The sequence below is a fragment of the Corynebacterium marambiense genome (assembly GCF_016342275.1).
GTDB classification, from domain to species: domain Bacteria; phylum Actinomycetota; class Actinomycetes; order Mycobacteriales; family Mycobacteriaceae; genus Corynebacterium; species Corynebacterium marambiense.
This window is the reverse complement of record NZ_JAEIOT010000007.1, coordinates 203,981-216,623: the sequence shown is the minus strand read 5'-3', so window position 1 is coordinate 216,623 and position 12,643 is coordinate 203,981. Positions and strand designations below refer to the sequence as shown.

Below are 12,643 nucleotides of genomic sequence, written 5' to 3'. Positions count from 1 at the left end.
CGCTCCGCCGGAGCGGCGATATACAATTGCCGGCATGTCCAGACCCCGTTCCCCGGCTCCGAGTGCGCCGGTGGCACGGGTTCTGCCGCTTCTCGGGCTCGCCCACCTAGACCGGCCCTTCGATTACCTCGTTGACGAGAAGCAGCACACTGACTGCCGCCCCGGGGTCAAAGTCCGCATCCGGTTCTCCGGGCGCCTGGTTGACGCGGTGGTGCTCGCCCGTACCTCCGTCAGCGACCACGCCGGGAACCTCACCTGGCTTGACCGGGTCATATCCCCGGAGATCGTCTACCCGGAGGAGATACGCGCTCTCGTCGAAGCTCTCTGCGACCGCTACGGAGGGGTTCGCAGTGACCTGATCCGCTCCGCAATCCCTGCCCGGCACGCCACCGCGGAGAACTCGGATACCTCGACGCCCTGGGATGAGCTGGGTACCGTCACCGACCCCGACCTCTCCCCGTGGCTCAGTTACCTTTACGGTCCGAACTTCGTCGACGCCGTCCTCGCAGGCCGCTCGGCACGTGCAGCCTGGCAGATCGCCCCCGGCGACGACTGGGCGCTGGCCCTCGCGGGGCTGGCGGTCGCGACCGCGCAGGCCGGAGGTGGTGTCCTCATCGTGCTACCGGATCAACGGGACGTCGACACGCTCGAATCTGTCCTCCGTGAACTCGTTTCCGCCCGGCAGGTCACGGTGTTGAATTCCGCTCTCGGGCCGCAGGCGCGCTACCGACGTTTCCTGTCTGTCCTCCATGGACAGGGCCGACTCGTCATCGGTACTCGAAGCGCGGCTTATGCCCCGGTCGCTGACCTCAGGCTGGCCGTACTCCTCCATGACGGTGACGATAACCTGATCGACCCCCGAGCGCCCTACGCACACGCCCGAGAGGTTCTCACCACCCGCAGCACACAGAGTGGTTGTGCGCTCATCCTCGGCGGACACACCCGAACCGCCGAGGTACAGCTCATGGTCGAGCAGGGCTGGATGCACAGTCTCGTGGCACCGCGCGAGGTCCTGCGGCAACGTATGCCCCGGGTCCGTGCCACCGCAGACAGTGACGTCGCGCTTGAGCGCGATCCGATGGCCAGATCCGCCAGGCTCCCGGCGGTCGCTTTCGACGCGGTCCGTAGGGCACTGGACCGGGATGAGCCGGTACTGATCCAGACACCACGAAAAGGGTACGTGCCGACTCTTGCGTGCGGACAGTGCCGGTTACCCGCCCGGTGTCGTGCCTGCAACGGGCCGCTCGGACTCCCGGCGGGCGCGGACGACGCGCCCGGCGTACCGATGTGCCGGTGGTGTGGACGGCCCGCGGCCAACCACCGGTGCGGACACTGCGGATCCGTCCGGCTCCGCGCCGTGGTCCTCGGCTCTGAGCGCACTGCCGAGGAGCTGGGTAGGGCGTTCCCCAGGATTCCGGTCTCCACGTCCGGCGGAACCCGCGTCCTCGACGAGGTTCCGCAGGGAGCTCGGCTCGTGGTCTCCACCCCCGGTGCCGAACCTCCGGTCAGGGACGGTAGCTACGGGGCCTGTCTGCTGCTCGACACCTGGGCGCTCCTAGGGCGGGCGGATCTCCGCGCCACAGAGGACACACTCGCGAAGTGGATGGCGGCCGCCACCCTCGTCGCCTCCAACGGGAACGGGGGAGAGGTGATCGTCGTCGCGGACCCGGGGCTTTCTCCGGTCCAGGCATTGATCCGGTGGGATCCTGTCACCGCGGCCGCGATGGAACTGGCCCAGCGTCGGGAAGTAGATCTTCCGCCGGCGGTGCACCTGGCCGCGGTGGATGGACCCCAGACCAGCCTCGACGACTTCCTCGGTCTCGTCGAGCTGCCGGAGGGTGCGGACATCTTGGGGCCCGTCGACCTACCGCCGGGTTCCCCGCTGCCGGGGGAGTACGACGAGTCCCGGTTCGGGCTCCCGCAACGGCTCCTCATCCGGGTGCCGCTCGGGTCCGGGCCCCGGAGCGCTCTCGGGCGGGCACTGCGGTCAGGACGGACCGCGCGGGCGGTCCGTAAGGACGAGCTTCCCCTCCGCATCCAGATTGACCCGCTGCACGTCGGTTGATCACCGTCACCCGGGGACGGAGCGACGGACTTCAACCGATGCGGCGCGGGGCCGTAGGATGGGGCGTTGACCCGACAATCCCCGTAGTAAGGATGCTCCTCGCTCATGCGCCTGGTTTTCGCCGGCACCCCGGAACCCGCCGTCGTCGCTCTCGAGAAGCTACTGGCTTCGAACCATGAGGTCGTCGCGGTGATCACGAGACCCGATGCCCGCCGTGGGCGGGGCCGAACCCTGCACCCGTCGCCCGTGGCGAAGCTCGCCGCCGCCCACGGCGTCGAGGTGCTTAGACCCACGACCCTCACACCCGACTCCGAGGACGGCCGCGTGCTGCGCGCACGCCTGGCTGAGCTCGCGCCCGATTGCATCCCCGTGGTCGCGTACGGGAATCTCATCACCCCGGACCTGCTCAAGGTGGCGCCGCACGGGTGGGTGAACCTGCATTTCTCCCTCCTCCCGGCGTGGCGTGGTGCAGCTCCCGTGCAGGCCGCCATAGCCGCCGGTGACAGGGAGACCGGGGCCGCCACCTTCCGGATCGAGGAAGGTCTGGACACCGGGCCGGTGTTTGCCCGTGTCACGGAGACGATCACCGCGGACGACACCGCCGATGACCTGCTCACGAGGCTCGCCCACAGTGGGGCGCAGCTCCTGGTGGACACCATGGACGGCATCTCCGACGGTTCACTGGAGCCGACGCCGCAGAGCGGTGAAGCGACCTATGCCGCGAAGATCTCCAAGGACGATGCCCGGATCGACTGGACCCGGACCTCGGCGGAAATCGGCCGTCGGATCCGTGCGTTCACTCCGGCGCCTGGGGCGTGGACCACGTTGAATGGGCAGCGCATGAAAATCGGGCCGGTGGCCGCGGCGGTTGGCGGGCCCGAATCACCGGCGCCCGGGGAACTGCGCGCCACCGATGAGGGTCTCGTCGTCGGCACGGGAGACGGGGCGGTGCTGCTCCGGCGGATCCAGGCCCCGGGTAAGAAAATGATGGCTGCAATGGACTGGGCGCGCGGCGCGCATCCGGAAGAAGGAACGGTACTCGTATGAGTTTGGAAAAGTCCGGTGGATTTCGCGCACGGAGCGGCAGCGGGCGCAATAGCTCTCCGGCCACCGATGGAGGAACGGGAGCGCAGCGGCGGGCCGGTGGCGGAAGGAAGAAACAGGGCCAGGCGCAGTCGTCTCGCCGACGCTCGGGTGACGCCGCCGACGCCACGACGAAGGGGGCGCCCGGTGGATCCGTTCGCCCCCTGACCCCGGGTGTCGACGCCCCGCGCGCGGCGGCACTGCATGTCTTACGTGCGGTCCGCGCCGATGACGCTTACGCGAATCTCGTTCTCCCCGGTCTGCTCCGCACCCACGGGATCACGGACCGGGATGCCGCGTTCGCCACCGAGCTGACCTACGGAACGCTGCGTCAGCTCGGGGTCCTTGATGAGGTGATCGATGCGGCGTCGAGTCGGCCGCTCGAGACCATCGACGGGGAGCTCCTCGATGTTCTCCGGCTGTCCACCTACCAGCTGTTGAACATGCGGGTCGGCGCGCACGCCGCGGTGGACACTGGGGTACGGCTCACCGAGGGCATCGGGCAGGAACGGGCCAAGGGATTCGTCAACGCCATCCTCCGGACGATTTCCAGGAAGACGCCGGACGAGTGGATGAGTGAACTCGCCCCGGCGGGGGGTGTGGCGGCCACCGCCTTCGCGAATGCCCACCCGGTCTGGATCGCGGAGAGCTTCGCCAGGGTGCTTGGGGACGCCGAACTCGACGAGGCACTCGCCGCCGACTCGGAACGCCCGAAGGTTCACCTGGCCGCCCGTCCCGGCGAGATCACCGCAGAGGAACTGGCCCTGGCCACCGGTGGCGAGCCCGGCCCGTACTCGCCGTACGCCGTTCACCTCGACTCGGGGGACCCCGGTGACCTGGAACCCCTGCGGGAACGGCTCGCCACGGTCCAGGACGAGGGCAGCCAGATCATCGCTCGCGCAGTGGTTGAGGCTCCGGTGGGGGGCACGGACCACGGCCGGTGGCTCGATCTGTGTGCCGGACCCGGTGGTAAGGCGGCTCTCATCGGTGCGCTCGCCCGGATAGACGGTGCTCACCTCGACGCGGTGGAGGTGTCCGAACACCGGGCGAAGCTCGTGCGCACCGCGACCAGCGGGCTACCCGTCAACGTGGTTACGGCCGACGGCCGCGACCCGGGACTCGAGCCCGGGTACGATCGGGCGCTCGTCGACGCTCCCTGCTCTGGACTCGGCGCGCTGCGCCGCCGACCCGAGGCACGCTGGCGTAAATCCGAGGCCGACATTGCCGAACTCACCCGGTTGCAATTCGAGTTGCTCTCCAGCGCCGTATCCCTGGTCCGACCCGGTGGGGTGGTCGTGTACTCGACGTGTTCACCCGATCTCCGGGAGACCCGTGGAGTCGTCGGTCGTGCAGTGGCTGAACTCGGTGTCACGGAACTCGACGCGGGAGAGCTCGCCTGCGGGATGCCGAACACTGGTGAGCACGCGAGCGTCCAGATGTGGCCCCACCGTCACGGCACCGACGCGATGTTTTTCAGCGTGCTCCGGGTGGGCCCGCAGCTGATGTCCTGACCGTGCGTTCTGAGTGGACGAGACGATAGAATGGCGGTATGTCAGAGCCGATCATCGCACCGTCAATCCTGTCCGCCGACTTCACCCGCCTCGGGGAGGAGATCGCCCGCGTCTCCGGCGCCGACTGGATCCACGTCGACATCATGGACGGGCACTTCGTCCCGAACCTCTCGTTCGGGGCGATGATCACCGCGGCGGCACACCGGGCGACGGACATCCCGCTCGACGTCCACCTGATGATCGAGAACCCGGAGAAGTGGGTCGACGACCACATCGACGCCGGCGCGTACACGGTGATCTTCCACGTGGAGGCGACCGATGATCCGGTCTCCCTGGCCCGGCACATCCGGGAGAGGGGGGCCCGGGCGGCATTCTCACTGCGGCCCGGGACACCGATCGAGGACTACCTTCCGATCCTCGCTGAGTTTGATCAGGTCCTCGTGATGAGCGTCGAACCCGGGTTCGGCGGGCAGTCCTTCATGCTCGACCAGCTGGAAAAGGTGCGCACTCTCCGTCGCGAGATCGACGCGCGGGGACTGGACTGCACGATCGAGATCGACGGCGGGATCTCTCGGGACACCATCGCCGCCGCCGCCGAAGCGGGATGCGACGCCTTCGTCGCCGGTTCCGCTGTCTATGGTGCCGACGATCCCGACGCCGAGGTCGGGCATCTTCGCACCCTGGCGGCGCGTGCCTGACCTGATCACGGCGAGCCAGGGTCGGGCCGCACTCTTTGCCGGAATCCGGGGGTGGCGGGCTAGACTGGGCGCAAAAGCACAACCGGATCGATGAGACAGAGATTGAGTGGACGTGAACCCTGAGGGCAAGACCAGCGGAGCCGAAAACGGCGGCGTCGACATTCAGCGCATGCTCGCTGCGGACGCTCCCACCACCACGGAGCGCCCGTGGGAACTGGTCGTCACCTCCCGGCGCCTGAAGGTTCTCGCGGTTGTGGCGATGATCATCGTCATGGCCGTCCACATCTTCATGGCGTTCGCCGTCGCGATCGGTGACACCGGTGCCGCGGTGACCACTGTCGACCAGTGGTCTTTCGTGGGGATCGGTCTCGTTCTCGCGTGCTGCTGTATCGGAATCGCCAGGCCGCGTGTCCGGGCCAATGGAGACGGGGTCGAGGTCCGGAACTTCATCGGCACCCGATTCTACCCCTGGTCCGTGATTTACGGACTGTCGTTCCCGAAGGGGGCCCGCTGGGCGCGACTGGAGCTTCCGGAGTTCGAGTTCGTCCCGATGTGGGCCTTCCAGTCAGCCGACGGCGAGTCCGTGGTCGAGGCCGTGTCCCGGTTCCGCGACCTCGAGGACGCCTACATGCCCGAGGACTAGGGCGGACCGGAAAGACTGTGGAGTACGTACGCATGCACGCGGACGGTCCGGTAGACCGTGGCTGATCCGGCAGCCTACCGCCCGGCGCCGGGGACGATCCCCACGGAACCTGGGGTGTACAAATTCCGCGAGGAATCCGGGCGGGTTGTGTACGTTGGGAAGGCCAAGAACCTCCGCGCGCGGCTGTCCACCTACTTCCAGGACGTCACCCAGCTGCACCCGCGGACCCGGCAGATGGTGTTCGCCGCATCCTCCGTCGAGTGGACCGTGGTGTCCAGCGAAGTGGAGGCACTCCAGCTCGAGTACACGTGGATCAAACGGTTCGATCCGCGGTTCAACGTCAAGTACCGCGACGATAAGACCTACCCGATGTTGGCGGTCACAACCGGGGAGGAGATACCACGGGCCTTCGTGTACCGGGGGCCGCGTCGCCGCGGTGTGCGGTACTTTGGCCCCTACAGCCACGCCTGGGCCATCCGGGAGACGCTCGACCTGCTGATCCGGGTCTTTCCCGTGCGGACCTGCTCCAAGGGGGTGCTCAACCGTCACCGGCAACTCGGTCGGCCATGTCTCCTCGGGTACATCGACAAATGTTCCGCTCCCTGCGTCGGCAGGGTCAGCCCGGAGGAACACCGGGAGATCGTCGACGGTTTCTGTTCATTCATGTCTGGTCAGACGGACCGGGTCACGCGCAGGCTGGAACGGGAGATGAATGAGGCCGCCGAGGCACTGGATTTCGAGCGGGCGGCACGGCTGCGTGATGATCTCGGAGCCATCACGAAGGCGATGGAGAAGCAGGCGGTCGTGCTCGGCGACGGCACCGACGCCGACGTCGTCTGCTGCGCCACAGACGAACTTGAGGCCGCGGTGCAGATTTTTCACGTTCGCGGGGGTCGGATCCGAGGCCAGCGCGGCTGGGTCGTAGAGAAGACCGGCGACACCGAACTCGAGATGGCGGCGGACGGCCGCGACCCTGCAGTTCCGCGGATCATCCAGAACTTCCTCACCCAGTTCTACGGGGAGGCGGCCGAACGGGCGGAGGACGACCGGTCGGAGGCGGAGAAGATCCGACGTCGCGGCGTCGACCGGTTGTCTCACGGGGACGACGGACAGGATGTGCAGACCTCTCCCGTTCCCAGAGAGGTTCTCGTCCAGCAACTGCCCGAGGACCCTGAGGAGACCACCGCGTGGCTTAGTGCTCTCAAGGGGGCGAAGGTCGATCTACGGGTACCCCGACGCGGGGACAAGCGGGCGCTGGCCGACACCGTCGAGCGCAACGCGCGGGAAGCTCTCAGACAGCACAAGCTCAAGCGCGTTGGGGATCTGACAGCACGCTCCGCCGCCCTGCGTGACATCCAGGAGGCGTTATTCATGTCTGAGGCACCGTTGCGGATCGAGTGCACCGATATCTCTCACATCGCAGGCACCGATGTCGTGGCTTCCCTGGTGGTTTTCGAGGACGGGTTGCCCAGGAAATCCGACTACCGGCGTTACCGGATCCGGGAGGCGGCGGGAGACGGTCACAGCGATGACGTCGCATCCATTGCCGAGATCACGCGGCGCCGGTTCCTGCGGCACCACCGCGACGCTACCGACGTCCCCGACGCCGAGGAGTTCGACGGCACCCGCTTCGACGACGAGAAGGTGGAGGAGCACACCACCGACGCCCGTCGGTTCGCCTATCCGCCGAACTTGTTCATCGTCGACGGTGGTCTGCCGCAGGTCAACGCAGCACAAGCGGTGTTCGACGAACTCGGTGTCACGGATGTCACCCTCGTCGGACTGGCCAAGCGGCTGGAGGAGATCTGGGTCCCGGGGGACAGCGAACCGGTCATCCTCCCACGCAACAGTCAGGCGCTCTACCTGCTGCAGCAGATCCGTGACGAGGCGCACCGCTTCGCCATCACCTACCACCGTCAGCAGCGGAGCAAGCGGATGCGGGTCAGTGAACTCGACGGGATCAGGGGGCTCGGAGCGGCGCGGCGCGCGGAGCTGGTCCGCCACTTCGGCAGCGTTAAGAAACTGAAGGCCGCGGCCGTGGAGGACATCACGGAGGTGAAGGGGTTCGGTCCCGCGCTCGCGGCGGCCGTTTACCGGGGTCTTCACCCGGAGCAACCGTAAAAGTGCGGGGTAGCGCGGACAATGTTCGTGTCCCCGAACCCGGTTACTGCGATAGAATGCGCGTATGACAGCCCATCCACGTGAAGATTCTTCCGAGCCGTCGACCAGTCACTCGATCGAGAGTGAGCCCGTCCTCGTGACCGGTATGTCCGGGGCAGGCCTCAGCTCCGCGGCCCGTGTGCTCGAGGACCTGGGTTGGTATGTGTCGCAGAACCTCCCAGCCGAGTTGATGGTGGAGCTGGTCGAGCTCTGCCGTCGCGACGATTCCCCGGTGGATAAACTCGCCATGGTCACGGACGTCCGTTCGCGCGGTTTTCACGGTGGACTGCAGCAGGTCCTGGATGAACTACGGGACAAGGGGATCAACCCAACGGTCTTATTCATGGACGCCCGGGACGACATGCTCATCCGCCGGTTCGACACCGTTCGCCGCACGCACCCCCTACAGGGCTCCGACACCTTGAGTATGGGTATCGAACGGGAGAGGGAGGCCCTCACCGGCATCAAGGAGCGGGCCGACGTGGTGATCAACACTTCTGACCTGTCGGTCCACGATCTCCGACGGGCGATAGAGAGCTCCTTCGCCACCATCGACAACATGCGCCAGCACGTCACCGTGCAGTCATTCGGTTTCAAGAACGGTGCCCCGTCGGATGCCGATCTCGTCGTTGACGTGCGTTTCCTCCCGAATCCCTACTGGGAGCCGAATCTCCGTCCGTTCCGGGGTACCGACAAACCCGTGAGCGATTATGTCCTCGCGCAGCCCGCGGCGCGGGAGTTCATCGACAATTTCGTGTCTATGTTCTCCACGATGGTGGGGGGGTACCGCAGGGAGGGGAAGAGTTTCATCACTGTCGCTGTCGGATGTACGGGCGGACACCACCGTTCGGTAGCGGTCGCCACGGAGATCGCCCGGCAGTTGGATGAGATCGACGGCCTCGACGTCTCGGTGAACCACCGCGACATCTGCCGCGGCTGAAGAGAGGGGCAGACGTGAACAACACCAGTGGTACCGCGGCATCCCCGGATTTCGGCAGTCTCACCTGTCTCGGTGGCGGTCACGGCCTGTTCCAGACCCTCAGAGCTGGTCGATATCTCGACATCGACCGGATCACCGCGGTCGTGACCGTCGCTGATGACGGTGGATCGTCGGGCCGTATCCGGCAAGAACTCGGGCAGATCCCCCCGGGCGATCTCCGGATGGCCCTCGCCGCGCTGTCCCGGGACAATGAGGAGGGGCGGCTGTGGGAGGAGACCCTGCAGCACCGGTTCGGTGGCTACGGTGCCCTGGCCGGGCACGCCGTGGGGAACCTGCTCATCGCCGGACTGACGGACATCCTTGGAAGTCAAGTCCAGGCGCTTGATACTGTGGCAAAGTTAACGCAGTCTCACGGTCGGGTTCTCCCCATGTGCGAACAACCGCTCGAAATAGAAGCAGAGGTCGCGGGCCTCGGTGATGAACCGATGGCGGTGCGCCCGGTACGCGGTCAGGTGGCCGTCGCATCAACGACGGGAAATGTCCGCAGGGTCAGGCTCTTTCCGGAGCATCCTCCGGGAGGCGTGGACGCGGTCGCGGCGATTCGGTCGGCGGACATGGTGACCCTCGGTCCCGGATCGTGGTTCACCTCGGTGATACCGCACATCCTCGTACCCGACATCACCCGCGCGCTGATCGAGACCGACGCCTGCCGGGTGGTCATCCTGAACCTCACCGCGGAGCCCGGTGAGACCGCCGGTTTCTCCACGGAACGGCACATTCACATGCTCACGCAGCACGCACCCGACCTTCGGATCGATCACATCATCATCGATTCCACGATGATCTCGAGCGATGTCGAAAGGCGATATCTGGCCCGTGCCGCTGCAACCATCGGCGCGGATGTTGCGTTTGAACCGGTCCGGGCCGATGACGGTAACGGTGGCTGGGTGAACCGCCATGACCCGGTCAAGCTCGCCTCTGCACTTCAGCGGGTCTATACCCGGCACATCTTCAGTTGTCCGCAGCGGTAGTATCAACGGTCGCGACGCGATCCGGGTGACCGGGTCCGCCGCCATGTCGGAGAACAGCGAAGAGGGGAGCCGGGCACAGTGGCACTGACCATGCGGGTGAAGGAAGAGCTGGGACAGGTCACCGTCAAGCGTGACGCCCCGAGGACCGCGGAACTCGCGACCCTGCTCCGGTTCTCGGCGACCCTCCAGGTCGTGGGAGAACGGCTCGTCATTGAGGCCGATGTGGAGTCCATGGACATCGCACGCAGGATCAGGGACGCCATTCGGTACCTCTACGGACACGAGGCGCTCATTCACGCTGTCAGCTCCGGAAGCGGGCGGCGGACCCGCAGTTACACGGTCACGGTAACCGATGGGGCCCGGGAGGTAGCCCGCCGGGTCGGCCTCGTGTCGCCGTCCGGCCATCTCGTGCGGGGACTTCCACCGCGGGTCGTGTCGGGCACCATCTCCGATGCAGAGGCTGCATGGCGCGGCGCTTTTCTGGCCCATGGTTCACTCACGGAACCGGGTCGGTCCTCAGCACTCGAGGTTGTCTGTCCGTGCCCGGAGGCAGCACTCGCGCTCGTGGGGTGTGCTCGACGCCTGGGTATTACCGCGAAGACCAAGGAATCCCGGGGAACGGACCGGGTCAGCGTGCGGGACAGTGAGGCCATCGGTGCCCTCCTGACCCGGATGGGTGCCCAGCGGACCCGGCTGGAGTGGGAGGAGCAGTGCACCAAGCGGGAGGTGCGTGCCTCGACCAACCGTCTCGCGAACTTCGACGATGCGAACCTCCGGCGTTCCGCCCGGGCGGCGGTGGCGGCGGCGGCGCGGGTGGAGCGGGCCCTCGAGATTCTCGGCGAGGATGTACCGGATCATCTGGCGGAGGCCGGGCGGCTGCGTGTCCAGCACCGGCAGGCCTCACTCGAGGAACTCGGACGCCTGGCTGATCCGCAGATGACCAAGGACGCCGTGGCGGGCCGGATCCGCCGACTGCTGTCGATGGCGGACCGGAGAGCGGCGGAACTCGGCGTACCGACGACGTCGGAAGCTGTGACGGAGAGTCTGTTCGCGGACGACGCCTAGCTGTACTGACCGGGGACGTTGATCAATCGCGAGAATCGTGGCTGGTTGTTGCAGGAGGTGTCGGGGTGCTGATTGGTGTAGTGGGCCTAACCTTCGAGTGTCCTGCGACGTTCGGTTTCGCTGGCGTTGCAGCGGGTGGAGGCCCAGCCGTCGGTTAGGGGCAGTGGAATCTGTCGATGTTGCCGGTGGTCTGTGGGAGGTGGGGGGCGTGTCTTGTTCCCGGTGATCCCGCGGTGATCCCAGATCTGGTGCCAGAGGTGTGCGTGGTAGGTGCTGTCGTTGTCGGAAGGGGCCGGCTCGACAGTGACGCCCGGTTGGGTTGAACCACTCGACGGCCCGGATCAGACCGTTGTGGCGGTCAGGGCGGTTTTGTCGTCGTGGACCTCGATTAGATGACGCGCGAGTGGTCGGTGATGGCAGAGTGGATGACCGCATGACCGATGTTCGGGTTGTCGTGTTTGGTCCTGGGTTTGTCGGCAGTGGCGGCCTGGTTGTTCGCGCCCTGGCAGCGGTCGACGAAGCGCCTTTTCCGCGGTTGGGGGTGGTGCCGATCTTCTTCACGTCGACGTGGAGCAGGGTGTCGGGATGGTCGTGTTCGTAGCGGTCGATCGGTTCACTGGTGGGGCGGTCAACGTGCGCCGGGCAGTGGAGATGACAGGAAGTCAGGATGCGGTGGACCGTTGATGGTGTGACTCCGGGTCGGTGCGCGAGCTGCACTGACCCTTGGCGGAATCGGAGGCGTCGGCTGATGCCGTGCTTGACGAGCTTCGGGGGTCTTGTTGGGGCTGTGGTGACGGGCGCGAACCGGTCAGTCGTCGACTCGCCGACGTGATAGTGATCGGATCAACGCTTTTCCGGTGGGCTGGGACGCCTGAAAGTGAGCGGCGATCTTGCTGAGCGGCTAGCTTTCTTCGATGACGAGTTGGGAGAGCTTTAGGCGGTGTCGTGGGGTGGGTGTGGCATTGGCACGGGGCAAGGGTGTCCCTTTTCGGATAAGGCGAGGGCCAGCGCGGTACGGCGGCTGGTCCTCGCTGCGTGAGCGTGGTGGTCAGGCCTTGTCGTGGACGGTGATGACGTAGCCGTCGGGGCCGCTGAAGCTCAACGTTCGCCCGAAGGGACCGTCGACGGGGTCAGCCACGATGGGGACGTCGGCGTGAAGCAGGGCTTCGTTCAGTGCCTCGGTGTTTTCAATGTGGAACCACAGTGCGGTGCCCACACCGGGTCGGGGCGATGCTGCCTCCAGGTCTACTCCCGGGAGTGGGTCGCGCACTGCGAAGGGGACCGGGTCGGTGGCGAAGATGACTGCGTGCTCCGGGCCGTGCGGCGCGCGAACGAGTCCGAGGTGCTGTTGGTAGAAGGCTGCGGATCGTTCAGTGTCCCGAACCTGCAGCGCGATGAAAGCGATGCCAGTGGGGTCATGTCGCGCTCCTTAATGTCAGCGTGTTGA

At 66.5% G+C, this 12,643-nt stretch carries 10 protein-coding genes and 1 pseudogene; 9 read left to right on the top strand and 2 right to left on the bottom strand.

Annotated features, from left to right (window positions below; all coding sequences use genetic code 11):
• Nucleotides 1–34 precede the first annotated feature (34 nt).
• The 9 genes from JDV76_RS06060 to whiA all read left to right on the top strand — a co-directional run bounded on the left by JDV76_RS06060 (nucleotide 35) and on the right by whiA (nucleotide 11,196).
• Nucleotides 35–2,065 carry a primosomal protein N' gene (locus tag JDV76_RS06060; RefSeq protein ID WP_198735974.1) on the top strand — a complete coding sequence of 677 codons (2,031 nt, stop codon included), beginning with the start codon at nucleotides 35–37 and terminating at the stop codon, nucleotides 2,063–2,065.
• 105 nt (nucleotides 2,066–2,170) lie between these two features.
• Nucleotides 2,171–3,112 (top strand): methionyl-tRNA formyltransferase, encoded by a 942-nt coding sequence (gene fmt / locus JDV76_RS06055; RefSeq protein ID WP_198735973.1) that lies wholly within the window; start codon nucleotides 2,171–2,173, stop codon nucleotides 3,110–3,112.
• A complete protein-coding gene (locus JDV76_RS06050; protein WP_198735972.1) occupies nucleotides 3,109–4,659 on the top strand; it encodes an RsmB/NOP family class I SAM-dependent RNA methyltransferase in 1,551 nt (516 codons plus the stop codon). The genes fmt and JDV76_RS06050 overlap by 4 nt, the downstream gene beginning before the upstream one ends.
• A gap of 38 nt (nucleotides 4,660–4,697) precedes the next feature.
• Nucleotides 4,698–5,357, top strand: coding sequence for a ribulose-phosphate 3-epimerase (gene rpe / locus JDV76_RS06045; RefSeq protein WP_198735971.1), 660 nt, complete (start codon nucleotides 4,698–4,700; stop codon nucleotides 5,355–5,357).
• A 169-nt stretch (nucleotides 5,358–5,526) separates the two neighbouring features.
• Entirely contained in the window at nucleotides 5,527–6,000 is a 474-nt protein-coding gene (locus JDV76_RS06040) for a PH domain-containing protein (protein ID WP_198736430.1), read from the top strand.
• 57 nt (nucleotides 6,001–6,057) lie between these two features.
• Nucleotides 6,058–8,121, top strand: coding sequence for an excinuclease ABC subunit UvrC (gene uvrC, locus JDV76_RS06035; protein WP_198735970.1), 2,064 nt, complete (start codon nucleotides 6,058–6,060; stop codon nucleotides 8,119–8,121).
• A gap of 64 nt (nucleotides 8,122–8,185) precedes the next feature.
• Nucleotides 8,186–9,100 carry an RNase adapter RapZ gene (rapZ, locus tag JDV76_RS06030; protein ID WP_198735969.1) on the top strand — a complete coding sequence of 305 codons (915 nt, stop codon included), beginning with the start codon at nucleotides 8,186–8,188 and terminating at the stop codon, nucleotides 9,098–9,100.
• A 14-nt stretch (nucleotides 9,101–9,114) separates the two neighbouring features.
• Nucleotides 9,115–10,131, top strand: a complete 1,017-nt coding sequence (locus JDV76_RS06025) for a gluconeogenesis factor YvcK family protein (protein WP_198735968.1) — start codon at nucleotides 9,115–9,117, stop codon at nucleotides 10,129–10,131.
• A gap of 78 nt (nucleotides 10,132–10,209) precedes the next feature.
• Nucleotides 10,210–11,196, top strand: coding sequence for a DNA-binding protein WhiA (gene whiA, locus JDV76_RS06020; protein ID WP_198735967.1), 987 nt, complete (start codon nucleotides 10,210–10,212; stop codon nucleotides 11,194–11,196).
• Here whiA and JDV76_RS13030 read toward each other — a convergent pair.
• Both JDV76_RS13030 and JDV76_RS06015 read right to left on the bottom strand, forming a co-directional pair.
• Nucleotides 11,193–12,172 (bottom strand): annotated as a pseudogene (locus JDV76_RS13030) (transposase family protein). The gene whiA and the pseudogene JDV76_RS13030 overlap by 4 nt on opposite strands.
• A 72-nt stretch (nucleotides 12,173–12,244) precedes the next feature.
• Nucleotides 12,245–12,601 (bottom strand): VOC family protein, encoded by a 357-nt coding sequence (locus tag JDV76_RS06015; protein ID WP_198736429.1) that lies wholly within the window; start codon nucleotides 12,599–12,601, stop codon nucleotides 12,245–12,247.
• Between the last annotated feature and the right edge of the window lie 42 nt (nucleotides 12,602–12,643).

Excerpts from the sequence above, each read along its gene's own strand:
- JDV76_RS06060 (WP_198735974.1), top strand. The coding sequence starts at position 35 with ATGTCCAGACCCCGTTCCCCGGCTCCGAGTGCGCCGGTGGCACGGGTT.
- fmt (WP_198735973.1), top strand. The coding sequence starts at position 2,171 with ATGCGCCTGGTTTTCGCCGGCACCCCGGAACCCGCCGTCGTCGCTCTC.
- JDV76_RS06050 (WP_198735972.1), top strand. The coding sequence starts at position 3,109 with ATGAGTTTGGAAAAGTCCGGTGGATTTCGCGCACGGAGCGGCAGCGGG.
- rpe (WP_198735971.1), top strand. The coding sequence starts at position 4,698 with ATGTCAGAGCCGATCATCGCACCGTCAATCCTGTCCGCCGACTTCACC.
- JDV76_RS06040 (WP_198736430.1), top strand. The coding sequence starts at position 5,527 with ATGCTCGCTGCGGACGCTCCCACCACCACGGAGCGCCCGTGGGAACTG.
- rapZ (WP_198735969.1), top strand. The coding sequence starts at position 8,186 with ATGACAGCCCATCCACGTGAAGATTCTTCCGAGCCGTCGACCAGTCAC.